Below are 25,020 nucleotides of genomic sequence, written 5' to 3'. Positions count from 1 at the left end.
GCTCACTTAAATCTTTCGACTCTTGAGGAATTGGTCAATAATGGTCTTTTTAGCTCATGGGAGCTTTACTTATTCTCTTCCATGTTCATATTTGCCTTACTGGCCGTTTTGAGAAAGCTTATATAGAATTCCACCGAGTTAGGTTCGGTGATCCTGATGACGTTTGATTACTTCTTCAAACCCAAGGCCATAGCCGTAATCGGAGCTTCTAACGATCCTCTCAAGCTTGGCTACGAGGTCTTCAAGAATCTCAAAGGGTACCAGGACGGCAAGGTCTATCCGGTGAACGTCAAGGACGAAATCGTTCAGGGAGTCAAGGCCTACAGGAACGTCAAGGACATTCCGGATGACGTGGAGCTAGCGGTTATCGTCGTCCCCAAGAAGTTCGTCAAGCAAACGATAATCGACTGCGGCGAGAAGGGCGTCAAGGGAATAGTACTCATCACCGCGGGCTTCGGCGAGACTGGTGAGGAAGGAAAGAAAGAGGAGTGTGAGCTCGTCGAGATTGCCCACAGGTACGGAATGAGAATAGTTGGCCCCAACTGCGTTGGAATAATGAATACCCACAACGGCATGAACGCCACCTTCGTGACCAATGCTAAGAAGGGCGACATAGCCTTTATCAGCCAGAGCGGAGCTTTGGGGGCTGGAATCATCTACAAGACCATCAAGGAGGGCATCGGCTTTTCTAAGTTCGTCAGCATAGGTAATATGGCTGACATTGATTTCGCCGAATTCATGGAGTACTTAGCCAACGACCCTGAGAGCAAGGCGATAGCGCTTTACATCGAGGGGCTCAGGGATGGTAGGAAGTTTATGGAGGTTGCAAAGCGGGTAACAAAGAAGAAGCCGGTCATAGTCCTCAAAGCCGGGAAGAGCGAGAGTGGAGCGAGGGCAGCTTCAAGCCATACTGGCTCTCTGGCGGGCTCCTACAAGATTTACGAGGCCGCCTTCAAGCAGAGCGGCATAATCGTTGCCGAAACCATCGACGACATGCTCAGCATGGCTCGTGCCTTCACCCAGCCGTTGCCTAAGGGCAAGCGTGTCGCCATAATGACCAATGCTGGCGGCCCTGGAGTTCTTACGGCCGATGAGATTGACAAGCGCGGATTAAAGCTGACTAACCTCGAGGAGAAGACGATAGAGGAGCTCCGTTCCTTCCTGCCGCCGATGGCAGCAGTGAAGAATCCAGTCGATATGATAGCGAGCGCCCGCGGCGAGGACTACTACAGAACGGCAAAGGCCCTCCTCGAGGACCCGAACGTTGACATGCTCATAGCGATATGCGTTGTCCCAACCTTCGCAGGAATGACGCCAACCGAGCATGTTGAAGGCGTCGTCAGGGCGGTTAAAGAGGTCAACAACGGCAAGCCAGTTCTTGGACTGTTTATGGCCGGATACATAAGCGAGCCCGCTAAGGAGGTTCTCGAAAAGGCAGGCATTCCAAGCTACGAGAGGCCGGAAGATGTTGCTTCTGCTGCTTGTGCCCTTGTCGAATTCGCGAAGGACGTTGGAATTTTGAAGGAAGAAAAATGAGGTGATTTTGGATGGCGAAGGTTACCGACATAGTGTTGTGGGACAAGCCCGGGGAGAAGGTTATCCTCCTCGGTAACCAGGCCATAGCCAGAGGAGCACTTGAGGCCAACATAGCGGTTTTCGCGGCATATCCTGGAACTCCAAGCTCAGAGCTTACCGACACCATGGCCATGGTTGCTAAAAAGGCCGGTGTTTACATGGAGTACTCGACCAACGAGAAGGTTGCCTTTGAGACCGCTTTGAGCGCCGCCTGGGCCGGATTGAGGGCCATGACGGCAATGAAGCACGTTGGCTTGAACGTCGCTGCCGACACATTCATGAGCGCCGTTGGAATGGGCGTTGAGGGCGGCTTCGTCATAATGGTCGCCGACGACCCGAGCATGTGGTCTTCACAGAACGAGCAGGACACGCGCGTTTATGCTAAGTTCGCAAACGTCCCGGTTCTCGAGCCGATTTCGCCGCATGAAGCCAAGGAGATGACGAAGTACGCCTTCGAGCTGAGCGAAAAGTTCAAGCACTTCGTCATCCTCAGAACCACCACCAGGAGCTCCCACGCTAGGGGCGACGTAGTCCTCGATGAGCTCCCTGAGGAAATAAAGACCGGCAAGAGGAAGTTCGGTGAGTTCAAGAAGGATCCGGGCAGGTTCGTCGATGTTCCCTCCAACGCGAGGCGCTTCCACCCGCAGATACTCGAGAAGATCGAGAAGATAAGAGCAGAGCTCGACAACTGTCCCTTCAACTGGATTGAGGGCAAAGAGGATGCTAAGGTCGGTATCATCGCTCCGGGTTTGAGCTACGCCTACGTCAAGGAAGCTCTGGCATGGCTCGGCGTCGATAACGTTAAGGTACTCAAGCTCGGAACGCCCTTCCCGGTTCCCTACGGACTTCTCGAGAAGTTCTTCGACGGCCTTGAGAGGGTTCTCATCGTTGAGGAGCTCGAACCGGTGGTTGAGGAGCATGTCAAGACCTGGGCCTTCGATAGGGACATCAGGATTCCGATACACGGCAAGGACATCGTTCCGAGGATCTACGAGATGACCACGAGGAGGGCCGTCGAGGCCATAGCAAAGTTCCTCGGCCTTGAAACCCCGATAGACTTTGCCGAGCTTGACGAGAAGTATAAGAAAGTCAGCGAGATGGTTCCGCCGAGGCCGCCGAGCCTCTGTCCGGCCTGTCCTCACAGGAACACCTTCTACGCCATCAAGAAGGCCGCAACGCCCAGGGCGATATTCCCGAGCGACATCGGCTGTTACACCCTCGGTGTTCTCCCGCCGCTCAAGGCCGTCGATACAACCGTCGCGATGGGCGGTTCGATCGGAGTTGCCCACGGTCTCAGCATAGCCCTCAACGGCTCCGTCGCTGAGGATGAGCACAAGGAGGGCAGGGAGAAGAAGGTTATTGTGGCGACCATCGGAGACTCGACCTTCTTCCACACGGGACTTCCGGCTCTGGCGAACGCCATCTACAACCGCTCCAACGTCGTCATAGTTGTCGTGGACAACCTCGTCACGGCAATGACCGGCGACCAGCCGAACCCGGGAACGGGCGACACCCCGCACGGACCGGGTAAGCAGATCAAGATCGAAGAGGTCGCCAGGGCACTCGGTGCAGACTTTGTTGCGGTCGTTGACCCCTACGACATAAAGGCCACCACCGAGACCATCAAGAAGGCCCTCCAGGTTGAGGGTGTGAGCGTCGTTGTTTCGAGAAGGGTCTGCGCCCTCCACAGGATCGGCGAGCTCAGGAAGGCACGCATACAGTGGCCTCTCTACCAGGTCAACGAGGAGAAGTGTACCGGCTGTAAGATATGTATCAACGCCTACGGCTGTCCTGCGATCTACTGGGACGCTGAGAAGAAGAAGGCAAAGGTCGACCCGCTCATGTGCTGGGGCTGTGGCGGATGTGCGCAGGTCTGTCCGTTTGATGCCTTTGAGAGGGTCAGGGAGGGAGAGCTATGAGGGAGTACAACATCGTTATCACCGGAGTTGGCGGCCAGGGAATCCTTACGGCCGCAAACCTTCTCGGCTGGGCCGCCCTCCACGCCGGCTACAAAGTGAGAGTTGGTGAGGTTCACGGCATGAGCCAGCGCTTCGGTAGCGTTATCGCTTACGTCCGCTTCGGCGAGGACGTTTATGGCGCAATGGTTCCTGAAGGGAAGGCCGATGTTATCCTAAGCTTCGAGCCAGTTGAGGCTCTCCGCTACATCAACTACCTCAAGAAGGGTGGCCTGGTCTTCACCAACGCGAGGCCGATTCCGCCGGTTCAGGTCTCCATGGGACTCGCCAAGTATCCGAGTCTCGAGGAGATAAAGAAGGTCGTCGAGGAGGATTTTGAGGCCAAGTTCATGGCTTTCGACGCCGAAGAGCTCGCCATGAAGGCCGGCAACGTCATCACTACGAACGTCGTCCTCATCGGCGCACTGACCCAGACACCGGGCTTTCCGCTCGACGCCGAGCACGTCAAGGAAGTCATTCGCGTAAGCGTCCCGCCGAAAGCCGTTGAGGTCAACATGAAGGCCTTCGACCTTGGAGTCCAGGCGGCAAAAGAGATGCTTGGGCTCTAAGTCTTCCTTTTAAAGTTCCCATTGCTTTTTTTGTATCTCGATTATTTTCTCCACAGTTTTGAGGGTTTCGTAGCTTGGATGAACGGTCTCTTCAGTTTCTATCCCGCTTAAGTGGCCCTCAATGAAAGCTGGCAGGCCCTTCCTCAGTCCAACGTCGTAGCCGCCCTCGAGGATTACCGTGAGGGAATACTTGGAAAGCGTTGAGCCAGCATAGCGGAAGAACCTCTCCGTAAGTCTTAATGTCGTGAGGTGCTCCCCACGGAAGCCGTCAAAGCCCGCAGAGATGAGGATGACCTTTGGATCGAGGTTCTCGACTATGGGTACAACTATCTCCCTCCATACGAAGATGTAGTCGTCGTCCCGTGAGTAGTGCGGCATGGGTATGTTTACTTTGGTTCCTTTTGCATCTCTGCCGCCGACCTCATGTTCGTGGCCGCTCCAGGGGTAGATGTCTGTCTCGTGGATATCGATGTGAATCACGTTTGGGTCGTTCCAGAAAATCTCCTGCGTTCCGTTGCCGTGGTGGGCGTCGAAGTCGATGATTACCGCCTTTCCGTCGAGGGCTTCAACTAGCTTAGCCGCTCCAGCTATGTTGTTGAATATGCAGAAGCCAAGCGTTGGGGCGTTGAAGGCTTTTCCATTCCTGCCAGAATGATGGCCGGGCGGCCTGACAAGGGCGAGGTAGAGACCTTTCCGCTCCATCGCCGAAAGCGCGGCCTCGCGAGAAGCCCCAAAGGCCTTTAATGCCGCGTTCCAGGTGCCCGGAGAAACGTAGGTATCAGGGTCGAGGTTTCCGGAGCTTTTACTCAGTTCCCTTACCCTCGCCACGTAGGGCCTCTCGTGAACCCCAAGGAGGTCGTTAGGTGTAGCCTCCTCCGGCTCCCTGATGTTCTTCCAAAGGTCGTTGGCTTTTAGGCCCTCTATAGCGTAGTCCAGCCTGCTCGGGTTCTCGGGGTGGTATTCCTCAGGTTTGTGCTCCCTGAAGAGGGGAGAGTATAAAACTTCGTAAGCGGGCAAGGCCCGCGCCCTCCAAAGGGATCACCACTCATCCTCTTCCTCGATGAGCCCGTACTTCTCGAGCTCCCTTAGGAGCTTTCTCACGGCTTCCCAGGCGTCGTGCTCGCTCTTCGCGCCGGAGCAGACTATCTTTCCTGATGAGAAGAGCAGTATAACGGCCCTTGGCTCCTTAACGCGGTAGATAACGCCCGGGAACTGCTCTGGTTCATACTCACAGTTGGGCAGGCTCAAAGCAATCGCATCGAGGTTGAACTCCATGCCGATATCGCCGCTGAATACCATGTTCTGGATGTCTATCTGTGGCGCGCGCTGGAACTTGGCCCCTATACGCTTGAGCATCTGGATGAGCTTGTTGACTGCCCTCTCGATGTCTTCAACGCTCTTTGCACCTGTGACGACGAGCTTGCCCGAGCTGAATATTAGAAGGGCCACCTTCGGCTCATCGAAGCGACATATAATACCCGGGAACTCCTCGGGGTTGTACTTGGAGTTGGGGCATATTTCGATGACTTTCTCGAGGTTGAGCTGTGTGAACAAATCCACAGAAGCGACAATGTTCTCGATCCTGAGCTTTACATTGCTCATGTCTACCAAGGCTTACACCTCCGGATGGTGGGTTTAAAAACCCTTTATAAATGAACGCTCGAAGTTTTTAAAGGTTTAGGTCATGAAAATGTCAAAACCCCAAAAATTGAACGTGGAAGAAAAGGAAGGGAAATCAGAGGTAGGCCTCCACGAGCAGCCTTCCGGCCTCCGTGAGGCTCTTCTCTCCGAGGAAGCCCAGTGTCCTCAGTATCGTTAGGGCCTTCTTGATTTCCTCCTCGCTGAGGCTAAGGTGTTTCCTTATCACGTCTACCTCATCCTGCTTGTAGCCTTTAATCTCTCCCTTCTCCTTCCATATCCTGTTGAAGACTTCGAGGTTCTCGTAGACCACGCGGAGCACGTTGTAGGTCGTTGGCGTAATTCCAAACTTCGTGGCGATGACTTCTTGGACCTTGGCGTTTTCAATGGCCGTCTTGACCTTCTCGCCGAGCTCGGTGAGCTTGACCATGCCGTTATGGAGCTCGACGATGAAGCCCTTTGCCTCGGCCTCTCCAATGGCCCTTACGATGTCTCTCTCGTCCCCGCCGACGTAGTTCCTTACGAGCTCCACCAGCTCGCTCCTTGAGATGTACTTCCTCTTCGGCGTCTTGAGGAGTATGACGGCATCGTACTTGGTTAAGTATGGCTTCCTCTTTATCTCCCTGCTCATCCTGAGGTAGAACCTGCCCTTATCGGTGATTCCGTTCCTTATCAGGTCCTCCTCCTTGGCCTTGAGCACCCACTCGGCTATTGGGACATCGCCGCTCTCGGCGTAGGTGAGGGCCTTCATTCCGTCTGGAGTTACGACGCCGAACTTCTTAGCATTCATGCCCCAGTCGGTAAGCCAGTAAGTGTCCTTGTTCTTCATGAGCTTTCTCTCGATGAGCTCCTTTGACTCGAGGATGTGAAGCACCGCTCCGAGATCCTCTACTTTGGCGAGCTTCTCTACCTCCCTGTACGTTGGCAGGATTTCTGGGTTGGTCTTGTATTTCTCTTCTATCTCCGCTATAGCCTCGAGAACCTTGAGCTCGTCTGCCAGCAGGTATATTGGAAGGATCCTCTCCTCTTCCCTGCCTATTGCTTCGTAGGTTTCCATCATGGCTTTTCCAAACTCTGTGATGCCCTTCTCATCGGTGAAGCTCTGGGCATCGCTGGCCGCGCTCCTCTTGCCTGCCTTGAGAGCCTCGAAGTCCTCCTTCCTCAGGGTTATCGCGCCCGTGAAGACGGGTACCATGCTGGCGGCTTTGAGCGCGAGCCTCGCCGCGGGGGTGGCGACGAAGGCCTTTCCCTTCTCGGTGGCGGGCGAAATCTTGAGAAGCCTCATCGCCTGAAGGGCGTTAGTGATGTTGTCTCCGTAGAGCCTGGCGTTCTTGTAGTTCACCAGCTCGTCCAGGGTTCCTATCTTGGGCATTCCGCGGAGGAAGGAAACTATCTCGGGCGTGAGGTAAACGACCGGGTGGGTCTCACGGTATATCTTCAGGAGCTCCATTCCAAGCTCGTTAACACCGTTCTCGTCAGCCAGCTGCCTCTCCCTGAGGAGCTCCATCCACTTCTCGGGAACCTCTCCAGTCTCGACGGCCAGTTCGAGTATCTTGATTATCTCGCTATCGGCAAAGACGTCGGGCAGTTTTTCAACGTCAAGCTTTTCGACGAGCTCAAGCATCCTCTTTCCTGCCTCGGTGAACCTTATTTTACCCCCCTTAAGCTCGACGAAGCCGAGGATGTAGAGCTCAACAGCTCTTATCTGGAACTCTTCTGGGAGCTTCGCCTCTATTTCGGCCCCACTCTTGGTGTTCTTCATCTCCTTCAGAATCTCGAGGTGCCTCTTCTTAAGGAACATTCCTATCCCTCCTCTCCCTTTTTGGACTTTTTTATTACCTGCATTTTTTAAAACTTTCGGTAACTAAAAATGGAGAAGACTTAAAAAGACCACTGATAAGTTGGTGGTGGTGAGAGCATGCTAAACACTATAGTATTGGTGAGAACCGACAACTTCCAGAAGGCCATCGTAGCACTGGCCGACCTCGTCCGCTACGGCGGTATGCGGATAAGGGGAGACCCGAGGATAATACCCCCCGCGCTCTCTGACTGGGCATTTGAGAAGATCTCCGGAGAGAAGCCAAGAAAGAAGTTCAAAGCTCACGTGGTGGCTCAGATAGACTTCCCCCCAGCGAAGGCGATAGGCAGGCTTATGGACATCCATCCGCCCGCTCACATTCTCGTGATACCCCCAGACACAGAGGTTCACAGGGAGTTCCTCAGGCTCTGGGGAACCTTTGAGAAGCTCCGCGGCTTCCACCCACCAAAGAGAACTAAGGGCGAGGAGGGGGCCAAGAGAAAGGAAGAGGACTTTGAAGAGTTTTAATGAACCTCCAGTTCCATTTCTTCTCGAGTTTGTTGAGTCATCGTCAAGCGTCGCAGTTACTTCTTCCTCTTCCTGATCCTGATGTTCGCTATGTCTCCAAGGGTTGGCTCGTAGTCCTTGGGTATAGTTGCCTTTTCCTTGGGGACTTCCTCGACGCGCTCGATGAGGGTTATCTTGAAGTACTTCTCCAGCTTCTTGGCCTCCTTTATCGTCGGCTCGCGGTAGCCGTGGGCTATGGCCTTTAGATCCTTCATCGAGAGGCCGATCTCGTGTGAAAGCTCCTCATAGCTCTTTCCGCTTCTCTGTATCGCCTGGTAAACTCTCTCCGCATAGTCTTCGACGATGTCCTCTGTGTAGAGGGGCCTCTCCGTCCTTGGCTTGGGAGCCGGCTTTGGCTTGGGCCTCGCGTATTTTCTCCTTGGCTCTCTTCCGGTGGGCATCACGCTGAAGGTTCCGGGCTTTTTACGCCCGTATCTCTCGTAACAGCGGTCGCAGACGAGGAGTTCGGCTCCCTCGACCCGTATCGTGTGACCCGGACCCCTGATGGTGGCACCGCAGATTTCACATATCTTGGGCTTTGCCTTCCCCATATCAATCACCTTTTGGCTCCACTTGAAGCTTGGAGCTATCTTTTATAAATCCCTCGCCGTAGTCCTAGTTTGATGAGTGAGGTAAGGATGGAGAAGTTGCAAAAGCTTGACCAGGAAATTCTTGAGAGGCTCATCGAGATATACATGAGTGGCTATGAGAATATGCGCGAGTACGGCGGCGAGGGCGAGAGCTATGCCAAGCGCTATCTGAGATGGTGCTGGAACAAGGCCAAGGACGGCTTCTTCGTGGCGAAGCTTGGGGATGAAATAGTGGGCTTCATAGTCTGTGATAACGACTGGTACAGCAAGTACGAGGGGAGGGTCGTCGGTGCAGTACACGAGTTTGTGGTGGACAAACGTTTCCAGGGGCACGGGATAGGCCACAAGCTCATGGAGAATTGCCTGGAATATCTGAGCAAATACAACAACAGGATAGAGCTCTGGGTGGGGGAGAAGAACGAAGGTGCCATTAAATTCTACGAGAGCTACGGTTTCAGGAAAGTTGGACAGAACGGGATATGGGTTAGGATGGTAAAGGACCTCCGAAAGGATGATAAAGAGTGGAAAGATAGTTAGTTTGTTGGGTGGATGTTATGCCTTGCATAGATACACCAAGTCCCGAGAAGGTGAGGAAGTTGAACGAGGAACTTAGAGAAGAGAGTTTTATAAGGGAAGGAAAGGGCAGGCTGAAGGTGACGATAGAGAGCAGTGGAGAAGCCCTCGAAACGACGATGAGCGGCTCTTTAAAAAGCGTTGGAGAGATAGCAAAGATACTTGGAGTTGAGGCAAAGGGCGGGAAAATAGAGGCCGTCGTAGATGGCGTTAAGGTCAAGATGGAGCGCGGAAAGCTTGAGCTGGAGTTCGATAATGTAGATAGGATGAGGATAGAGAAGGCTTGAATCTCATTTCTCAATTTCCTTTGTTGGACTGGTTTTATCTTAAACTTCCCTCAAGGATCAGGGGAAAAAGGAAGTGGAAAAGAACTCGAATCATTTCACTGGCGGCCTGAACTTGTAGCCGTAGAGGATTATTCCGTCCTCCTCGAACTCTCTTATCTTCTTGGTGACGACTTCAACTTCCATGCCGAAGTCTATCTCCTCGGGATCAATGTCCGTGAGCTGGGCCAGAACTATCGGCCCCTCCTCGAGCTCTATGAGGGCGAGGGGATAGGGCTTGTAGTATTCAAAGCCACTGGGGGGATTTCTAATGATGGTCCAGCTGAGCACTTTGCCCTTTCCGCTCAGTTCTACCTCTTCGATCTCCCTGCTGCCACAGACTGGGCAGATTGGCCTCTTTGGGAAGTGGACGTGACCGTTCTCGCACTTTCCGCCGATGAGCCTATACTTCTCGCGAAAGTGCCTCCAGTAACGGGAAACCTGCATTGGCCTAGACATTTCAGACCCTCCTCAAAACGGTAACCGTTATGTTCGAGCCGGTTCCACCTATGTTCTGGGTTAGGCCCACCTCAGCGTTTGGAACCTGGTTCGGAGCCTCACCGCGGAGCTGGAGCACTGCCTCAACCGTCTGGTAGACGCCAGTCGCTCCAACTGGATGGCCCCTGGCTTTGAGTCCACCCATGGTCTGTATCGGATAGTCGGCATCGATGGCGATCTGACCCTCCCTGGCGAGCTTCGCACCATCTCCCTTCTTCGCTACTCCGAGGGCCTCGAGGCTGAGTGCGGCCATGATGGTGAACGCGTCGTGGATCTCGAAGAAGTCAATGTCCTTCGGCTCAACGCCAGCCATCTTGTATGCCCTTTCGGCGGCAATCTTCGCCGCTTTGAGCGTGAGTAAGTCTTCCCTGTTGGCGAGGTTGATTGTGTCGATGGCCCTTCCCATTCCCGCAACTTCTACCCACTTCTCCTTTGGAACACCGAGCTCCTTGGCTTTCTCTGGAGTTGTGATTATCACCGCCGCGGCACCGTCACAGACTGGGGAAGCATCGAATAGCTTGAGCGGATCAGCGATGTAGGGGCTCTTTAAGACTGTCTCAAGCTTTATCGACCTCTTAAACATCGCGTAGGGGTTCTTTGCTCCGTTGGTGTGGGCATTTACCGCGAAAAGAGCAAGGTCCTCCTCGGTGTAGCCGTGGGTCTTCATGTAGTAGCGCATCACGAGCGCGTTGAGCGCCACGAAGCTCGCCCCGTGGAAGAGCTCCCACTCAGCATCGGCGGCGTAGGCGAGGTAACGCGTGGCATCGTTCGGCCAGGCATCGGTCATTTTCTCGACGCCGACTACGGCCACGACGTCCTCGAGGCCGCTCAGGACAGCTTTAACTCCCTCCTGAACCGCGGCACCGCCGCTGGCACAAGCAGCTTCGATCTTTACCGCCGGGATGTTTCCTAAGCCGGCCCAGTCGGCTATGAGCGAACCGAGGTTCTCCTGTTCGACGAATGGGCCTGAAATCATGTTTCCGACGTAAAGGGAATAAACCTTGTCTATTCCAGCATCGTCCATCGCGTTGAAAACGGCTTCGACGGCCAGGTCGCGGAGGGCGAGCTTCCAGTGCTCACCAACTGGGGTCATGCCTGCACCGATTATGACGGCTTTCTTCATCTCAACCACCTCACATTATATACTTCCTTCTCGCCTTCGCGTAGAGGGCGTAGTCGATGTACTTCTTCCTGTTCACGTAGTCCATGGTCTTTGGAGCGAGGTCGCGTTTCTCCTCTATGGCATCCTGTACGACGATGCTGAAGGCATCGCTCCCTGCTCCCGAACCGAAGGAGACCCACAGTATTCTATCGCCTGGCTTGGCGATGTCGAGAACGGCAGAAACGCCCACCATGGTCGCGCCGCTGTAGGTGTTTCCTATGATTCCGGTGAGCAGTCCTGGGAGTATCTTCTCCCTTGGGATTCCAAGAATCTTGCCGACGGTAAGCGGGAACTTGACGTTGGGCTGGTGGAAGACGGCATAGTCGAAGTCGTTGACGGTTAGACCGAGCTCCTCCATAAGTGTCTTGGCGGCGTTGACTATGTGGTGGAAGTATGCCGGTTCCCCAGTGAACCTGTTACCGTGCCTCGGGTAGTGCTCGTGCTGCCTCCTCCAGAAGTCAGGAGTGTCTGTGACGTAGGAGTAGCTTCCCTCAAAATACGCAACGGTCTCGCTGCTCTTCTCGCTAACTATGAAAGCGGCACCTCCAGCGCCGGCGGTGAACTCGAGGTGGTCGCCGGGCCTTCCCTGGGCGGTGTCGGCACCGATGGCCATAGCATACTCGGCCATTCCTGAGCCGACAAAACCTATGGTGGTCTGAAGTGCCTCGGTTCCAGCCTTACAGGCGAACTCGAAATCGGCGGTGCTCACATCTGGAGTTGCACCGATGGCTTCAGCTATTACGGTTCCGGTGGGCTTAACGGCGTAGGGCTTGCTTTCGGAGCCAAACCACACCGCCTTGATGAGCTTGGGGTCTATTCCCGCCCTCTTGAGGGCGTTGCGAGCGGCTTCAATTCCTATGGTGAGCGCATCCTCGTCAAGACCTGGAACGGCTTTCTCCTCGATCGGGAAGCTCGAAACTCCCCAGACCCGTCCAATCTCTTCGGCTTTGATTCTATACCTCGGAACATAGGCACCGTAGCCGACGATACCGACGTCCTTGATGGGCTTCAAGAGCTTTCTCATGCGGCATCACCTACAAAAGTTGAACGTAACTCCGCCTACGGTTGAGGTGGACCTTATAAAAGTCTTTCGGTGAAAGTGAAAGGCTTTTTCGACGATTGGCTATACGAGTGTATATAAAGACTCGCTGGCAATTACCATTGAGGTGAACGAAGTGAGATACGAGATAATGCACAGGCCGAGTTTTTCCCTTCTTGAGGTAGAGCTTGAGAGGGGCGAGGCAATACAGGCGGAATCCGGTGCGATGGTGCATATGAGCCCGACAATAACGCTCGAAACAAAGGCAAAAGGCGGCGTTTTTGGGGCTTTAAAGCGTTCCGTCCTTGGAGGGGAGAGCTTCTTCATCAACACGTTCAGGGCCGAGAACGGGCCCGGAACCGTCGGTCTTGCGCCGGCCTATCCTGGCGACATAGAAGTCTTTGAGCTGAATGGGACTATCTACGCCCAAAGCGGTGCTTTTCTGGCAAGTTCTGAGGAGATAAGCATAGACACCAAGTGGGGAGGAACGAAGACGTTCTTTGGCAGGGAGGGTCTGTTTCTCCTGAAGATGCAGGGACGCGGTACTGTTTTCCTTTCCAGCTTTGGCGCGATATACAAAAAGGAGCTCCACAACGAGCGCTTTGTCATAGACACGGGACATATGGTGGCCTTCAGTGAGGGGCTGGACTTCAAGGTCAAAAGGGTTGGCAGTCTGAAGAGCACTCTCTTCAGCGGCGAAGGCCTTGTAGCGGAGTTCTACGGAACAGGAACACTTTACATCCAAACTAGAAGCCTTGACAGCTTTGTGGGCTGGTTAATACCATATCTGCCAAAGAGAAGTGACTGAACTTTCTTTTTGGATTTCGCCCATCTGGATATTTTGGCTGAGATTAGTTCTAAGAACACCCACTGTTATTCAGAATCAACTCCAGAAAGTCCGAATACCCATGTAATCTTCTGAACATGGCCTTATGATACCCCCTCAGGCAAGCTCTCAGAAAACTATGCCTGTTCTCACATCCATTAACGCCGCGGGCAGACTCTTTCTCAGAATGATTAACCGTCCGTGAGCCCTGGTGATACCCCCTAGTTTTTCTCGCAGAGAATCATAAATAGATGCCTCCTTTGGTGTGTGTCCGTTTTTCTGGACTTCTTTACTGCCGTAGTGTGGGTAAGTTACTCCGTTTGTCCATCTGGTTTCTCTGATTATTCTGTAGCATTTCCCCGGTCTGGCAGGAAGAATCTTCGGGCGATAACATCGTTTGTAAGCTTCCCCATCGTGATGGGTACTTGAGAAGGAAACTTTGGAACATTCCAGCCACAATATGTGGATGAGCCGTGGATTTTTATTTTCCCCTCTTATAGCTTTTTATGAGTTATCCGATTCAGCAGTATGCAGAATAAAACGGAAAACAAAATGAGAAAGGTCAGGGTTTCCTGACCACGAAGAGCGTGTGGTCCTTCTCGTAGGGCTCGAGCGAAATCCTCTCGACGACCTCGAAGTAGGTCGCAAGCTCCTTTTCGACCTCCTTGAAGACCTGCTCGGGCTCTTTGGTAACGTCTATGCTCCTGCTCTTGACGGATATCATGGCATAGCCACCGCTTCTGAGATAGACCTTGGCGTTGTCGATGAGTATCTTTGCCTGCGTAGGCTGAGCCACGTCCTCGAAGATGACGTCCACCTTGGGAACCAGCGCGCGGTATTCCTCTGGCTTCGTTGCGTCACCGAGAATGGGAACGATGTTCCTCCTCTCTTCGACGATTGGTACAAGCTCCCTGAGAACCCTTGGAGAGAACTCCACGCCGAAGACCCTACCCTCCCAACCGACGATGTCGCTGACGTGGGAGGCAGTGGTTCCGCTCGCAACGCCCAGGTAGAGAACGCTTGATCCGGGCTTAATCGGGAAGTGCTTGAGGCCGTTCAGTATGGCCGCGCCGAGCTTCGAGCGCCTCGGGTTCCAGACCCTGTACTCCTCGCCCTCGAACTTTATCAGCCTCTCGCCGTAGACCTTCTGGCTATGGACGAGGTTCTTGGTCGCTATCTTCTCGCTCCCGTCCTCGTCGATGAAGACGTAAACGCCAGGGAACTCGTGCTTCTTAATCTTCATTCAAATCACCTCTTACCGCCCTTTTTCTTCTTTCCACCTTTGCTGGGCTTCTCGCCTTTTCCGCCTTTGACCTTTTTCTTCTCCTTTCCTCTGAACTTCTCCTTGCCCTTCTTCTTGGACTTCTTGCCCTTCTCTTTCTTTTCGGGCTTCTTGGCCTTCCTCTTGGGCGGGTTCGGGTACTTCTCCTTGATCTCCTTAATCCTTGTCTCTATCTCCTGTTTGAGCTCTTCGGCTATGTATTCCCCTGAGAAGTAATCAACGCGCGCTGCTATGGCCAGCTTTCCAGCAAGGGCCCTCGCTATCTTACCCCTCTGCCACCACGGCGAGCGGTTTATGGCTGGATATTGGAAGATGACACCGTGCTTGGGCGGCTTGGCACCGCTCCTTAGGTGCCTGAAGAGGGCCTTCTCTGCACCGAGCACCTGTATGGTTGAAGCCGGCATCATGGCAAGCTCCCTTAGGCCCCCCGCAAGGCTAATGAGCCTGGCTCCAAGCTTCGCTCCGACGAGGGCCTTGAGGTTTGGCGCGACGTCGTCCATGGCCCTCTCGAGGTAGTCCTCTATCTCGGCGCGGAGCCTGTAGAGCCTGTCTATCTCCTCGGCGAAGTACTTCACGATCTTGAGGTCGGTCTCGTCCATCTGCGCTCCCATGGTGGTCTCCTTGGCCCTAAGTATCTTCTCTATCTTGCCCTCGCTCAGTCCGAGCTCTTCGAGCCTCTCCCTCGTTGCGTTGTCCCTGTGTCCGATTGCCTTCACGAAGGCGACGTACTGCTGGTGCTTCGGCAGGAGCTCATCGAGTTCGGGGAAGTGTAGACTGTACCACTCCCTAAGCCTCGAAACGAGCAGATTGACGACCTTGTCTATATCATCCAGGGCCTCGATGGCCTGGATTATCATCTTGTCTCTTGCTCCGCTCTGCTCTTGTATCCTCATCCTGGTGAGGGCGACGCCAATGGTGAAGTACTCCTCAAACCAGTCCTTTCCGAGAAACTCTTCTGGGCTTTCACGGAGCTTCTGGCCGGCCAGGTTGGGGAACTTGCTCACTGCGTTGTAGCCAAGATCCTTGAGCTTTCTGCTCAGCTCCCCATCCTCGACCACGAACTCGTCGTAGCCTCTGCTTTCAAGCTCTTTGAGGAACGAAATGAGCTCGTCGCTCGGCTCGCCCTTCAAAAGCCTGTCAAGGCTAACCTCTGGCTTTCCCGAGAATACTTTCTGGTCGATGAGATTACCGCTCTCGTCAAAGGCGTAGATGCCCCTGACGTTCTCAGCAAGGTACGCTTTCATTATAATCACCCTCTCAGTTTTTGTCTCCAAAGTATAAAAGGGTTAGGCGTTTTAAACCCTTGCGTGTATTCGTTACAGTATTAATCCCCCATATAGGCATGCCTGCAGTCGATAAACCAGATCAGTTTGGGTTTTAATGGTCATCGATCCGCATCGCATAGGTTTATGTATGTGCAACGACGTGGGATTTATACCAGTATAACTTAGTTCCAGCCAAGTTTTCACTTCTGATGATAGAGAGAGTTAAATAGTAGCCCAATTGGTATATTTTGTAATGCCATTTCCTCATTGGGGGTGCAGGTTATGAACCGGAAGGCCCCTTCAGTGCTCCATACAATCACAGTAGTTGGCTATAATGTATACGACAATGGTGAAAACTACTTATACATTTCACATAACTTACGATGATCCATACTCAGCATGGATACTTCTAGACAGCATCGGCAGCGTCAGAACACTTACACTGATTAACCCGGTAAAAATCTTATGAGGTGATTAGAAGTGGACAGAAATGTGAGGATTATAGTTCTCGTTTTCTCTTTTATTTTGGTTCTCACGCTGGGTTACTACATACCTGAGAACTAGCTACCAAGCAAGGACTTCAGCGACGGGGTGGACTACTCCACCGCAACCTGCACGCTTGAGACGGAGCCCCAGTTCACCCACGCAAACGCTTGGACTGGCTGGAGCATCAGAGAGCTTGTAGACAACCGCATGGTAGAGTTCACTGATTTCCTGGAGTTGATTCCAAAGGTATCGCTGAGTGAAGGGAAGAGTAGCGGTTACCTTCACGCAGATGACTGACCGGCAGAGCTGGGCATAGCGCCCAAGTGCACCCTTGCCGGTAGTGCCGTCTTCTTCGAGAACAACGACACCACGAGAGGAATGTACTACCCAGTAGTTGTCGGAAACAGGGGAGAGATAAAAAGGCAGGACATCGAACTACCATCAGGAGACGTTTACTTCGTCCACTACGTGATACCCTTGAAGAATACCCCCTGGGAGGTAACGGAAAACCTTGCGAACTCGAACGGGACGGACTTCCTGATGAGCAGCGGCATCTCGGAGAGAAGGAGGACACAGCTCACCGGTACATGCACGTGTCCGGTCGAGGCAGTGATTGCGCAGCTCGATGATGCCATAACGGCTAAGGGGTTTGAGGAGGTAATCTTGGAGAAAAAACCGACTAAAAACGAGTATTTCAAGCCGCTCAGTGTCAAACTCTACCGCAAGGGTAACCAGTACCTCTACGTTGAATTCTCGGAGGTCAAAGGCATGGATTTGGTCAGAGTCCTCATGATAATGGGCGATGAGGAAGTCGTGAAGGCATATGCCGAAGCGTTCACCGCAGGAAGCGTCGGAGGTTAAAGCCTTTCATTTTTCACCATCAAATGACGAGAAATAAAGAGACAAGGAAAAACCTCAGTCCTCCCAGGGCTCGGTGTACTTGAGGGCCCAGCCGAACTCCTCCTTGAGTATGTCGATGGCGGCGCCTGGTGGGATTACACCGCGCTCGGTTATGATGACGTCCACGTATTCAGGCGGAGTGACATCGAAGGCAGGGTTCCAAACCTCGATGTTCTTTGGCCACGTTTCAAGCTCCTCCTTTGGTATGACCTCGTAGGGGTCGCGCATCTCTATCTCGACGAGCTGACCGAGCATGGTCTCGGGGTGGAACTTGTAGGTTTCGGCGGCAATCATATTCCATACCCTGTGCTCCTTGGCGGTGAGTGCTATTAGGGCAGTTCCAATCTTGTTTATGACGGCACCATTCACGGTTATGCTGTCCGCGCCCATGACGACCTTGTCCGTCATCTTCATGTAGTGCCTCGCTGCGGAATCAACCACATAGATGACAGGAATGCCATATGAGGCTAGCTCCTTCGCGGTTAGCTTGCCCTGCCACTTGGGCCTTGTTTCCGTAACGATGACCTTTATGTCCCTGCCCTGATCCCAGGCAGTTTTCATGACGCTTATCGCCGCCTTGCTGTGGCAGTGGGTCATTATGATGTCGCCATCCTCTATCCTCTTGGCTCCGAACTCGCCTATCCTTATCACCGCGTTTTCCGAGTTGTGGATGAACTCTTTAGCCGCGTTGATGACGACGAACTTGAGCTGATCAAGATCTGCACCCCCGGCGTATGCCACCTTTCCGCGGTGCATGACGTAACGGAGCGCGTTAGGCAGGGAAACCGCTGTGGGCCTTGTCTCAAAGAGTATCTTCGCCGCCTGCTTCATCTCGCTCCAGAACTCGTCCACGTTTGTGGCCTTGCTCTTCTCGGCTTGAACCTGAAGCGCGTAGGCGGCCGAACGGGCTATCTTACCCGCCCCCCTGATCTCCATGTTTCTAATCTTCTCTGCTATCTCCAACACTTCTTTCACTACCACCATCCCTATCACCCCTCATTGGTAACCCCAAATTATGCTGAGGGGGTTTATAGAGCTTTTTATGTTCACTGATGAAATCCTCTGTGCTTTGATGTTCATAAAGAGGCTTAGAACTTTCCCTTTGCAAAAGTAAAGGGCTCTAACGACCATTGCAGAAAGATTTATAACCAATCGTCGCCACTTCTTAAGTGTATAAAATTGATGACGTAGACAGTATTGTTCATCTAAGGGGGGAATGGAAGTGGAGGAAAAGCTTATAAAGAAGTTGGGTTCAGGGTCACTGGATTTTGAGTCATACTTCTCGGAGAAGGCAATGGAAATGAAAGCCTCTGAGATTAGAGAGCTTCTTAAGCTCGTTGAGAGCTCGGACGTAATCTCGCTCGCCGGTGGCCTTCCAGCGCCCGAGACATTCCCGGTGGAAACAATCAAGGCCATAACGGAGGAGATCCTCAAGACCCACGCGGATAAGGCCCTTCAGTACGGAACCACCAAGGGCTTCACGCCGCTCCGACTTGCCCTTGCCGAGTGGATGGAGAAGCGCTACGGAATCCCGATGTCCAAGGTTGAGATAATGATGGTTGCTGGCTCGCAGCAGGCCCTCGACCTCATCGGAAGGGTCTTCATCGATCCTGGGGACATAGTCGTCGTTGAAGGCCCGACTTACCTCGCTGCCCTCAACGCCTTCAAGTACTACGATCCGGAATTCCTCTCTATTCCAATGGACGACGATGGAATGATTGTGGACATCCTCGAGGAGAAGCTGAAGGAGCTTAAGGCAGAGGGGAAGAAGGTCAAGTTCGTCTATACTGTATCGACCTTCCAGAATCCAGCGGGAGTTACGATGAGCCTTAAGAGGAGGAAGAGGCTCATAGAGCTCGCACACGAGTATGACTTCCTTATCGTCGAGGATAGCCCATACAGCGAGCTTCGCTACTCCGGCAAGCCGATTCCACCCATCAAGCACTTCGATGATGAGGGCAGGGTCATATACCTCGGCACATTCTCGAAGATATTTGCCCCCGGCTTCAGGCTTGGCTGGATAGCTGCTCATCCACACTTCATCAGGAAGATAGAGATAGCCAAGCAGGCCGTTGACCTCTGCGCCAACCCATTTGCTCAGGTCATAGCCTGGAAGTACGTCGCAGACGGTCACCTCGACGAGCACATCCCCAAGATCATCGAGTTCTACAAGCCGAGGAGGGACGCTATGTTCGAAGCTTTGGAAGAGTACATGCCAGAGGGAGTCAGGTGGACCAAGCCGGACGGAGGAATGTTCATTTGGGTAACCCTTCCAGAGGGCGTCGATACCAAGCTCATGATGGAGAAGGCCGTCGCCAAGGGAGTTGCCTACGTTCCTGGCGAGGCGTTCTTCGCCTACAGGGACGTCAAGAACACCATGCGCCTGAACTTTACCTACGTGCCAGAGGAGACGATACGTGAAGGCGTTAAGAGGCTCGCTGAGGTCATCAAGGAGGAAATCAAAGCTCTTAAGGGCTGAACTCCTTTATTTTCTTCTGTAAATCTTTTTATACCCTACAGCGTTTCTCCCTCTGGGTGGTTGTGATGAAGCCCTTAATCGGTGTAATCGGTAGTATGGACTACTCCAAGAACCGCCTTTTCCTCAACAAGGCCCACTTGGAGAAGGTACTCAATGTTGGGGGAATTCCCGCTGTTTTCAGCGCAGATTCGTCCCCTGATGAGGTTATAAAACACGTTGATGGAATCCTCCTCATCGAGGGTCCGGATATACACCCCCACTTCTACGGGGAGGATCCTTCCGGTGTCCTCAAATACGTGGATGTTGCAAGGGATGAGTTAGAGATATGCCTGGTGAAAAAAGCCGTTGAGAATGGGGTGCCCATTCTGGGCATCGGCAGGGGCATGCAGGTGATAAACGTCGCCCTCGGTGGAACGCTCTACCAAGATGTTTCAGCAGAGATTCCTAAGGCGATAAAACACGACTGGGACCTTCACCTGATGGGACCAACGCAGCGTGTCCACGGGGTGAGGATAAAAACGAGTTCGAGGCTCTACGAGATACTGAAGGAAGAGCTGAACATAGAGGGCACCAGCGATGTGTTCCTTCGCGTGAACAGCTTCCACCATCAGGCCATCAAGCGGGTCGGGGAGGGAGTAAAGCCGGTCGCCTATGCCGTGGACGGCCTCATAGAGGCGATAGAGGGTGGAGAAGGCCTCATCGTGGGTGTCCAATGGCAGGCGGAGTATCTTCCAGAGATGGAAAGGCTCTTCGAGGCCTTCGTCCTCGCTGCGGCTGAATACCGTGCCAAAAAGCTCGATATGGATAGGCGGGAGATAGAAGCTAAAGTCAGGGAGGAACTAAGTGAGAGCCATCGCAGCTCGGAAACGAGTAGTAACCCTCCCGACACGAGCCAAATGTGATTCCCCTATCCTCTATCTTTCTCCTCGCCTCTTTGAGGATTTTCATCCTGAATTCTCTTGGCAGGTAATAGTAGCCTCCAATCCTCTCACCTTTCTCATAGAGGGGCTCCAGCCTTTCCATAACCTCTGGCAGCTTTGCCTTCATTCTACTCAACCCATCGGGCCTCAGCTTCAGCGTCGAGACCGTTATGTGGCTCACGAAGCTCAGCGCGTCGAGGGTCTTATCGAAGTCTCCCCAATTGTAGAATGGAATTATCGGGTCTATGCGCGCGTAGACTGGAATTCCTGCACTCTTGGCCTTTTTAAGCGCCCGTATCCTGTCCTCTGGCTTCGGTGTCTTCGGCTCTATGAGCTTGGCAGTTCTTTCATCAATGGTCGTAACGGTGATCCCCACGGCACACTTCAGCTCGCTCAGAATATCGAGGTCGCGCTCGAAGATGTCTGATTTTGTAAGCAAAAGACACCTCACGTCGTATCGCCGGAACAATTCGAGCACCTTTCTTGTTATGCCTAGCTCTTTCTCGATGGTTGGGTACGGGTCGGAGGAATAGGAGAGAGCTATTATGTACCTCCTATCGAACTTCCTCAGCTCGCGTTCCAGCTTCGGCAAAAGCCCCTCCTTCGTCCTCACGCGGAAGGCCTTGGGGATGTAGCTCGTTATGTAGCAGTAAAGACAAGCATGGTCGCAACCGGTGTAAACGTTCAGCGTATACTTGAACGGGCATGTGCAGAGCTTTGCCTTCCATGGGTCGAAGGGTCGGATGTACATGTTTCTGTCTACGAAAATGCCTTAAAATGGATTGCGTTTCCACTTACGGGTGAAAAAAAGTGTCAAGCGAGGTTAGGGGTAGTGTAAAGTGGGTTGAGAAGGGGCAGTTCATCGGCAAGGTGGAGCCTGGGAGGTGCTCGATCGTCCTTGGGGACGGCGGGATAAGCCCGATGAAACTCCTTCTCCTCGGCGTCGCTGGCTGTACTGCCTATGACGTGGTTATGATACTCCAGAAGATGAGGGAACCTATAGAAGGGCTTGAAGTGGAGATAAGCGGCGAGAGGCGCGAGGAGCACCCAAGGATGTATGAAAAGGTTCACCTCCACTACAGAATTTACGGCAATGTGAAGGATGAGAAAGCAAAGCGCGCCATAGAGCTCAGTCAAGACAAGTATTGCTCCGCCTCGGCCCACATAAAGCTCAGTGGTGCAAAGCTCACGTACTCCTATGAGATTATCAAGAGTTAACCTTTTAATTTCTCCTTCTTAGCCAGCACGGGTGGTCGCGTGATAGAGATTATCAAGTACTTCGTGCTCCTCTACGGCGGACTGTTTGCAATTACCAACCCAGTCGGTGCTGTCCCGGTCTTTCTAAGCGTTACTCATGACCTTTCCATGGAGGAGAGGCGCGAGATAGCGGCCAAAACTGCCGTAACTGTAGTCATAACCCTCATTACCTTCGCCCTCATCGGTCAGTGGATATTCCGGTTCTTCGGCTCGAGCGCAGACGCGTTCTCGATAGCCGGCGGTATTTTGCTCTTCCGCATGGCGATGGATATGCTCTCGGGAAGTCTCTCCTCGATTAAGATAAGTAGGGAAGAGACGGAGGAGTTCGACGAAGAGGTCGTTACTCTTGAGGAGGTCGCCATAATTCCACTCGCGATTCCCCTAATCTCTGGCCCAGGCGCGATAACAACCGTTATGCTCTATATGGCCAAAAGCCTCAGCGTATCAGAGAGGGCTGCGGTAATAGCGAGCATAGTCGCGATAGGTTTCACCGTTTGGCTCGTACTATGTTCAGCCAATAGGATAAAGACAAGCTTGGGAGGGTTGGAATCAAAGTCATGACGAGGATGATGGGCCTAATTCTGACATCTATGGCAGTGCAGATGATACTCAACGGCATCAAGGGTGCCTTTGGCCTTTGAGGAAGGCTTTTTAAGTCTTTTTTCTAACTGTCCCTGGTGATGGTATGCGGGGAGAGCTGATTAAGATTCTCAGCCTCATTGAGGAGAAGGCCAACGAGCTCACGCTCGACGGTTACGAGCCAGATGTCGTTCTCTTCGGCTTCGAGGCCTACGAGTTCCTGAAGAACCAGGTGAACAAGGAGTTCGGCGGTGAGGAGGAGGTGCTGGAGCTTTCTGGCATGAAGGTTCGTCTCCTCGACGAGCTCGGAAAGGACGCGGTCGTCGTTGACAGCAAAGCTTTGGGCCTCGGCCTGGGGGGAGCGAAGCGCTTTAAGGTTCTCGAGTGAGGCGGTAGCCCTTGAGAACGAACAGGCCCAGGGCGATGGTCATTATATCGGCCAGACTTCCCGGATTCCTTAAGTCCTTCTTTCCTCTCAGGAAGGCGTCGAACTCCTCGAGAGTGAGCCTTCCCTCGAGGACTTCCCTGGCTCTCTCCTTGACGAGTTCCGCTTCTTCCTTTCCTGCCTTTCTCACAATGAGGGTGTCAGTGTTTTCGGCCAGAAGTTCGACGAACGCCCCCTGAACTGCCTCTTCGAGCGTCATTTCTTTCGTCAGCTCGTAGAGCCTCGCAAAGGTTTTATAACTCAGCTCGTAGCCGTTGAGCCACTCGCAGAAGATTAACTCCCTTTCACAGCTTATTTCGGCCAGCCTTTTCAGGTTGATGCCGTCCCTAAACAGCTCCCTGAAGGAGTCATCGGAATAGACGTCGTACTTGACCCCGCTCGGGATTCCCTTGGGGTTCGCTATTCTTATCGCCCGGTAGAGCTCCATCGTGTCCCGGACAGTGGACTCGTCTAGGAGCCTTCTGACACAGTCCCGAGCCTCGAGCATGTTCCTGCTCATTGAGAGGGCTATCACGAGCGGGATCTGGAGTGCCACTATCCCGAAGTTCGGGTTTGCATCCTGAACCTCCCTTGTGTTCTGGACGGCGCGCTTTATCAGCTCGCCTATTCCGGCCTCGTTGAGCCGGTAGGTTCCCCTCCTGAGCTGGTCACCGATCTTAGTGGCCTCGTGGAGTATGTCTATTATCCAGGTCTCCGCGAAGATGAAGTGGTAGAGGGTCAGGTCTTCGAAGTCAACGTAGCGGTTCACGTTGCCCGGCTTCGGGATGGCCGCCTCTAGGAGGGACCCGAGGGTGAAGGCCTTTATGATCCTCCACCGCTCCATTCAGACCACCAGGTAGAGGAGAAGGTAGATGAGGTACGCTATGAGGACGAGCTTCCTGGCGGTTCTTCTGGTGAGCATGTAGAGACCGAAGGCTATCAGCGTAACGCCCCAGAAGGCGCCCTTGATTTGGTGAGCGTAGGGTGCAATCCACGAGATAAATGCTGGATTGAACTCTCTTACCAGAAGAACGATTCCGAGGAAGATGAGTATTATCCCGAGCGTCCGCATCTCAATCACTCCTCTTGAGCAGTATTATGCCTATTACCAAGAGGGTGAGGGCTAGGAGTGTAGTTCCGCCAATCGGGCCAATTATCAGAGGGAAGAGCGGCTTTGCTACAATAGCTGCACCGATGGCTATCAGTATTATTGCGAAGGTCTTTGTGCTGTTGCTGCCCGAAAAGATATCGTTGATCTTCTTTTCAGTTTCATCCGCCAGCTTGTTGAGCTTCTCCTCGAGCGACGTTTCCCCGTTCTCTTCCTCTGGCATGACCAGCGCCAGCAGGAAGTACAGCAGGGTCATCGCGGAGGGGTTGAATACAAGCAGAACTACAAAGATTACTCTCACGAGCGTCGGGTCTATCTCGAGGTGCTCGGCTATCCCTCCGAGAACCCCCAGGAAGACCCTGTTGTCCTTTGAGCGCATCAGCCTCTTTGCCATTTCTCATCACCGGTTGTAAGAAAGTGAAAGGGGCTTAAAAAGTCATCCCCTAATGTTCACGTCTCCAACTACGTTGGAAATTGAAACGATTATTGTGCCATTTTCTCCGCCCGCGGTGTTCGTGACGCCTCCCAGCACGTCCTCCGCGTTGAGGTTCACACTAAAGTCCGGTGGGGCTGTTATCAGGATGTCCCCAACGACGTTGTTGATCCCAACATGGTCGCTGGCGTGGAGCGTTATATCCCCTACGACATCCTCGACTGTGTATTCTGCCCAGTTCTCGCCTTTAAAATTGCCGACAAAGTCTCTCACGATCACTCTCTTGGCCCCTGCCGAGACTAAGAAGTCCCCGACGGCGTCCCTTATGCCTAGGTACTCGAGCTCTCCACCAACTTCTACCACAACAGTGCCGTTCCTGTAGTCTTTGCAGACGTTCCTCCTCCCGATAATGCTTTCCTTGATCGGGTAGTACACTTCGAGGATGCCGTTTTCAAAGCTGACGTTTATGGGGAGGTTGCTCTTGACCACGAGGCCGCTCACGTTTGCCTTAACCACGTATACATCTCCCACGGTGTTCCTGATGACGAGGGATGATGCGTTAGACTCTCCAAACTTGACAAGCGCTCCGGCGGTCTCTTTCGGGGTTATGCCTCTGATCTCGATGTCACCGTGGAGCGCTAAGGCTAACGTCACAGCGGCACCCACGAGAACCGCCACTAGGATGAACGTGATAAATGTGCCGAGAGCCCCGCCTTTTCATGGCCTGTACCTATGAAATTCTCATCACTTTTCTGTATAAGGCTTATGTTGGAG

28 protein-coding genes and 1 pseudogene are annotated in these 25,020 nt (G+C 53.2%); 14 read left to right on the top strand and 15 right to left on the bottom strand.

Annotated features, from left to right (window positions below; translation table 11 throughout):
- The first annotated feature begins 156 nt into the window (after positions 1-156).
- Genes A7C91_RS02185 through A7C91_RS02175 form a run of 3 tightly spaced genes read left to right on the top strand, consistent with a single transcriptional unit; the run spans position 157 to position 4,099 of the window.
- The gene (locus A7C91_RS02185) at positions 157-1,536 is read left to right on the top strand and encodes an acetate--CoA ligase family protein (RefSeq protein WP_068664515.1); all 1,380 of its coding nucleotides are present in this window, start codon (positions 157-159) and stop codon (positions 1,534-1,536) included.
- Between the two features lie 11 nt (positions 1,537-1,547).
- On the top strand, positions 1,548-3,494 hold the full coding sequence (iorA, locus tag A7C91_RS02180; protein WP_068664513.1) for an indolepyruvate ferredoxin oxidoreductase subunit alpha: 1,947 nt from the start codon (positions 1,548-1,550) through the stop codon (positions 3,492-3,494).
- Positions 3,491-4,099 (top strand): indolepyruvate oxidoreductase subunit beta, encoded by a 609-nt coding sequence (locus A7C91_RS02175; protein WP_012572273.1) that lies wholly within the window; start codon positions 3,491-3,493, stop codon positions 4,097-4,099. The genes iorA and A7C91_RS02175 overlap by 4 nt, the downstream gene beginning before the upstream one ends.
- 9 nt (positions 4,100-4,108) lie before the next feature.
- Here the strand turns inward: A7C91_RS02175 and A7C91_RS02170 are convergent, their stop codons facing one another.
- The 3 genes from A7C91_RS02170 to A7C91_RS02160 all read right to left on the bottom strand — a co-directional run bounded on the left by A7C91_RS02170 (position 4,109) and on the right by A7C91_RS02160 (position 7,538).
- On the bottom strand, positions 4,109-5,116 hold the full coding sequence (locus A7C91_RS02170; RefSeq protein WP_068664511.1) for a histone deacetylase family protein: 1,008 nt from the start codon (positions 5,114-5,116) through the stop codon (positions 4,109-4,111).
- A 21-nt stretch (positions 5,117-5,137) separates the two neighbouring features.
- On the bottom strand, positions 5,138-5,710 hold the full coding sequence (locus A7C91_RS02165) for a TATA-box-binding protein (protein ID WP_068664509.1): 573 nt from the start codon (positions 5,708-5,710) through the stop codon (positions 5,138-5,140).
- A gap of 124 nt (positions 5,711-5,834) precedes the next feature.
- Positions 5,835-7,538, bottom strand: coding sequence for a DUF505 family protein (locus A7C91_RS02160; protein ID WP_068664507.1), 1,704 nt, complete (start codon positions 7,536-7,538; stop codon positions 5,835-5,837).
- A gap of 117 nt (positions 7,539-7,655) precedes the next feature.
- Between A7C91_RS02160 and A7C91_RS02155 the strand changes: the two genes are divergently transcribed.
- The gene (locus tag A7C91_RS02155) at positions 7,656-8,063 is read left to right on the top strand and encodes a DUF356 domain-containing protein (RefSeq protein WP_068664505.1); all 408 of its coding nucleotides are present in this window, start codon (positions 7,656-7,658) and stop codon (positions 8,061-8,063) included.
- A gap of 56 nt (positions 8,064-8,119) precedes the next feature.
- Here A7C91_RS02155 and A7C91_RS02150 read toward each other — a convergent pair whose 3' ends face one another.
- A complete protein-coding gene (locus A7C91_RS02150) occupies positions 8,120-8,653 on the bottom strand; it encodes a multiprotein bridging factor aMBF1 (RefSeq protein ID WP_068664503.1) in 534 nt (177 codons plus the stop codon).
- A gap of 72 nt (positions 8,654-8,725) precedes the next feature.
- On the opposite strand from A7C91_RS02150, the gene A7C91_RS02145 reads away from it, so the two are divergent.
- Entirely contained in the window at positions 8,726-9,229 is a 504-nt protein-coding gene (locus tag A7C91_RS02145) for a GNAT family N-acetyltransferase (protein ID WP_068667367.1), read from the top strand.
- Between the two features lie 17 nt (positions 9,230-9,246).
- Positions 9,247-9,552: a hypothetical protein gene (locus A7C91_RS02140; RefSeq protein WP_068664501.1), complete on the top strand. Its 306-nt coding sequence runs from the start codon at positions 9,247-9,249 to the stop codon at positions 9,550-9,552.
- Between the two features lie 90 nt (positions 9,553-9,642).
- Here the strand turns inward: A7C91_RS02140 and A7C91_RS02135 are convergent, their stop codons facing one another.
- Genes A7C91_RS02135 through A7C91_RS02125 form a run of 3 tightly spaced genes read right to left on the bottom strand, consistent with a single transcriptional unit; the run spans position 9,643 to position 12,272 of the window.
- On the bottom strand, positions 9,643-10,047 hold the full coding sequence (locus A7C91_RS02135) for a Zn-ribbon domain-containing OB-fold protein (RefSeq protein ID WP_068664499.1): 405 nt from the start codon (positions 10,045-10,047) through the stop codon (positions 9,643-9,645).
- A 1-nt stretch (position 10,048) separates the two neighbouring features.
- Complete coding sequence (locus A7C91_RS02130) at positions 10,049-11,209, bottom strand: thiolase domain-containing protein (RefSeq protein ID WP_068664497.1); 1,161 nt, start codon at positions 11,207-11,209, stop codon at positions 10,049-10,051.
- 10 nt (positions 11,210-11,219) lie between these two features.
- Positions 11,220-12,272 (bottom strand): hydroxymethylglutaryl-CoA synthase, encoded by a 1,053-nt coding sequence (locus A7C91_RS02125; protein ID WP_068664495.1) that lies wholly within the window; start codon positions 12,270-12,272, stop codon positions 11,220-11,222.
- A 151-nt stretch (positions 12,273-12,423) separates the two neighbouring features.
- Between A7C91_RS02125 and A7C91_RS02120 the strand changes: the two genes are divergently transcribed.
- The gene (locus A7C91_RS02120) at positions 12,424-13,095 is read left to right on the top strand and encodes a TIGR00266 family protein (RefSeq protein ID WP_068664493.1); all 672 of its coding nucleotides are present in this window, start codon (positions 12,424-12,426) and stop codon (positions 13,093-13,095) included.
- A gap of 580 nt (positions 13,096-13,675) precedes the next feature.
- On the opposite strand, the gene A7C91_RS02115 is transcribed toward A7C91_RS02120, so the two are convergent.
- Positions 13,676-14,356, bottom strand: a complete 681-nt coding sequence (locus A7C91_RS02115; protein ID WP_068664490.1) for a fibrillarin-like rRNA/tRNA 2'-O-methyltransferase — start codon at positions 14,354-14,356, stop codon at positions 13,676-13,678.
- 5 nt (positions 14,357-14,361) lie between these two features.
- Entirely contained in the window at positions 14,362-15,639 is a 1,278-nt protein-coding gene (locus A7C91_RS02110; RefSeq protein WP_068664488.1) for a C/D box methylation guide ribonucleoprotein complex aNOP56 subunit, read from the bottom strand.
- Positions 15,640-16,251: 612 nt separating this feature from the next.
- On the opposite strand from A7C91_RS02110, the gene A7C91_RS11530 reads away from it, so the two are divergent.
- Positions 16,252-16,443 (top strand): hypothetical protein, encoded by a 192-nt coding sequence (locus tag A7C91_RS11530; protein WP_234394435.1) that lies wholly within the window; start codon positions 16,252-16,254, stop codon positions 16,441-16,443.
- A gap of 81 nt (positions 16,444-16,524) precedes the next feature.
- Entirely contained in the window at positions 16,525-17,007 is a 483-nt protein-coding gene (locus A7C91_RS11525) for a hypothetical protein (RefSeq protein ID WP_234394434.1), read from the top strand.
- 54 nt (positions 17,008-17,061) lie between these two features.
- Here the strand turns inward: A7C91_RS11525 and A7C91_RS02100 are convergent, their stop codons facing one another.
- A complete protein-coding gene (locus tag A7C91_RS02100; protein WP_068664486.1) occupies positions 17,062-18,030 on the bottom strand; it encodes a ribose 1,5-bisphosphate isomerase in 969 nt (322 codons plus the stop codon).
- Between the two features lie 238 nt (positions 18,031-18,268).
- Here A7C91_RS02100 and A7C91_RS02095 point away from each other — a divergent pair, with 238 nt between their 5' ends.
- Together A7C91_RS02095 and A7C91_RS02090 are read left to right on the top strand one after the other, a co-directional pair.
- Positions 18,269-19,525, top strand: a complete 1,257-nt coding sequence (locus A7C91_RS02095) for an aminotransferase-like domain-containing protein (RefSeq protein WP_199920085.1) — start codon at positions 18,269-18,271, stop codon at positions 19,523-19,525.
- Positions 19,526-19,590: 65 nt separating this feature from the next.
- Complete coding sequence (locus tag A7C91_RS02090) at positions 19,591-20,427, top strand: gamma-glutamyl-gamma-aminobutyrate hydrolase family protein (RefSeq protein WP_068664482.1); 837 nt, start codon at positions 19,591-19,593, stop codon at positions 20,425-20,427.
- On the opposite strand, the gene A7C91_RS02085 is transcribed toward A7C91_RS02090, so the two are convergent.
- Entirely contained in the window at positions 20,354-21,196 is an 843-nt protein-coding gene (locus tag A7C91_RS02085; RefSeq protein ID WP_068664480.1) for an SPL family radical SAM protein, read from the bottom strand. The genes A7C91_RS02090 and A7C91_RS02085 overlap by 74 nt on opposite strands.
- A 59-nt stretch (positions 21,197-21,255) precedes the next feature.
- Between A7C91_RS02085 and A7C91_RS02080 the strand changes: the two genes are divergently transcribed.
- The 3 genes and pseudogenes from A7C91_RS02080 to A7C91_RS02070 all read left to right on the top strand — a co-directional run bounded on the left by A7C91_RS02080 (position 21,256) and on the right by A7C91_RS02070 (position 22,669).
- On the top strand, positions 21,256-21,663 hold the full coding sequence (locus A7C91_RS02080; RefSeq protein ID WP_068664478.1) for an OsmC family protein: 408 nt from the start codon (positions 21,256-21,258) through the stop codon (positions 21,661-21,663).
- 39 nt (positions 21,664-21,702) lie between these two features.
- Positions 21,703-22,343: pseudogene (gene snatA, locus A7C91_RS02075) on the top strand (neutral amino acid NAAT transporter SnatA).
- 44 nt (positions 22,344-22,387) lie between these two features.
- The gene (locus A7C91_RS02070; RefSeq protein ID WP_068664476.1) at positions 22,388-22,669 is read left to right on the top strand and encodes a family 4A encapsulin nanocompartment shell protein; all 282 of its coding nucleotides are present in this window, start codon (positions 22,388-22,390) and stop codon (positions 22,667-22,669) included.
- Here the strand turns inward: A7C91_RS02070 and A7C91_RS02065 are convergent.
- The 4 genes from A7C91_RS02065 to A7C91_RS02050 are packed head-to-tail and all read right to left on the bottom strand — an operon-like array spanning position 22,653 to position 24,900.
- Positions 22,653-23,549 carry a triphosphoribosyl-dephospho-CoA synthase gene (locus tag A7C91_RS02065; RefSeq protein ID WP_068664474.1) on the bottom strand — a complete coding sequence of 299 codons (897 nt, stop codon included), beginning with the start codon at positions 23,547-23,549 and terminating at the stop codon, positions 22,653-22,655. The two genes, A7C91_RS02070 and A7C91_RS02065, sit on opposite strands and share 17 nt — an antisense overlap.
- Entirely contained in the window at positions 23,550-23,777 is a 228-nt protein-coding gene (locus A7C91_RS02060; RefSeq protein WP_068664473.1) for a hypothetical protein, read from the bottom strand.
- A gap of 1 nt (position 23,778) precedes the next feature.
- Positions 23,779-24,207: a PspC domain-containing protein gene (locus tag A7C91_RS02055; RefSeq protein WP_068664472.1), complete on the bottom strand. Its 429-nt coding sequence runs from the start codon at positions 24,205-24,207 to the stop codon at positions 23,779-23,781.
- A 42-nt stretch (positions 24,208-24,249) separates the two neighbouring features.
- Positions 24,250-24,900 carry a hypothetical protein gene (locus A7C91_RS02050; RefSeq protein WP_199920084.1) on the bottom strand — a complete coding sequence of 217 codons (651 nt, stop codon included), beginning with the start codon at positions 24,898-24,900 and terminating at the stop codon, positions 24,250-24,252.
- Between the last annotated feature and the right edge of the window lie 120 nt (positions 24,901-25,020).

This window comes from Thermococcus piezophilus (assembly GCF_001647085.1).
Taxonomy (GTDB): Archaea; Methanobacteriota_B; Thermococci; order Thermococcales; family Thermococcaceae; genus Thermococcus; species Thermococcus piezophilus.
Note: the sequence above shows the minus strand (reverse complement) of the source record. Positions and strands in the feature narration are given on the sequence as shown.

Bases quoted from the DNA above. Each gene is read 5' to 3' on its own strand.
- A7C91_RS02060 (WP_068664473.1), bottom strand. From the start codon at position 23,777: ATGCGGACGCTCGGGATAATACTCATCTTCCTCGGAATCGTTCTTCTG.
- A7C91_RS02070 (WP_068664476.1), top strand. From the start codon at position 22,388: ATGCGGGGAGAGCTGATTAAGATTCTCAGCCTCATTGAGGAGAAGGCC.
- A7C91_RS02175 (WP_012572273.1), top strand. From the start codon at position 3,491: ATGAGGGAGTACAACATCGTTATCACCGGAGTTGGCGGCCAGGGAATC.
- A7C91_RS02090 (WP_068664482.1), top strand. From the start codon at position 19,591: ATGAAGCCCTTAATCGGTGTAATCGGTAGTATGGACTACTCCAAGAAC.
- A7C91_RS02100 (WP_068664486.1), bottom strand. From the start codon at position 18,030: ATGGTGGTAGTGAAAGAAGTGTTGGAGATAGCAGAGAAGATTAGAAAC.
- A7C91_RS02150 (WP_068664503.1), bottom strand. From the start codon at position 8,653: ATGGGGAAGGCAAAGCCCAAGATATGTGAAATCTGCGGTGCCACCATC.
- A7C91_RS02135 (WP_068664499.1), bottom strand. From the start codon at position 10,047: ATGTCTAGGCCAATGCAGGTTTCCCGTTACTGGAGGCACTTTCGCGAG.
- A7C91_RS02145 (WP_068667367.1), top strand. From the start codon at position 8,726: ATGAGTGAGGTAAGGATGGAGAAGTTGCAAAAGCTTGACCAGGAAATT.
- A7C91_RS02110 (WP_068664488.1), bottom strand. From the start codon at position 15,639: ATGAAAGCGTACCTTGCTGAGAACGTCAGGGGCATCTACGCCTTTGAC.
- A7C91_RS02055 (WP_068664472.1), bottom strand. From the start codon at position 24,207: ATGGCAAAGAGGCTGATGCGCTCAAAGGACAACAGGGTCTTCCTGGGG.
- A7C91_RS02115 (WP_068664490.1), bottom strand. From the start codon at position 14,356: ATGAAGATTAAGAAGCACGAGTTCCCTGGCGTTTACGTCTTCATCGAC.
- A7C91_RS02155 (WP_068664505.1), top strand. From the start codon at position 7,656: ATGCTAAACACTATAGTATTGGTGAGAACCGACAACTTCCAGAAGGCC.
- A7C91_RS02125 (WP_068664495.1), bottom strand. From the start codon at position 12,272: ATGAGAAAGCTCTTGAAGCCCATCAAGGACGTCGGTATCGTCGGCTAC.
- A7C91_RS02140 (WP_068664501.1), top strand. From the start codon at position 9,247: ATGCCTTGCATAGATACACCAAGTCCCGAGAAGGTGAGGAAGTTGAAC.
- A7C91_RS11525 (WP_234394434.1), top strand. From the start codon at position 16,525: ATGTACTACCCAGTAGTTGTCGGAAACAGGGGAGAGATAAAAAGGCAG.
- A7C91_RS02085 (WP_068664480.1), bottom strand. From the start codon at position 21,196: ATGTACATCCGACCCTTCGACCCATGGAAGGCAAAGCTCTGCACATGC.
- A7C91_RS02065 (WP_068664474.1), bottom strand. From the start codon at position 23,549: ATGGAGCGGTGGAGGATCATAAAGGCCTTCACCCTCGGGTCCCTCCTA.
- iorA (WP_068664513.1), top strand. From the start codon at position 1,548: ATGGCGAAGGTTACCGACATAGTGTTGTGGGACAAGCCCGGGGAGAAG.
- A7C91_RS02160 (WP_068664507.1), bottom strand. From the start codon at position 7,538: ATGTTCCTTAAGAAGAGGCACCTCGAGATTCTGAAGGAGATGAAGAAC.
- A7C91_RS02130 (WP_068664497.1), bottom strand. From the start codon at position 11,209: ATGAAGAAAGCCGTCATAATCGGTGCAGGCATGACCCCAGTTGGTGAG.
- A7C91_RS02185 (WP_068664515.1), top strand. From the start codon at position 157: ATGACGTTTGATTACTTCTTCAAACCCAAGGCCATAGCCGTAATCGGA.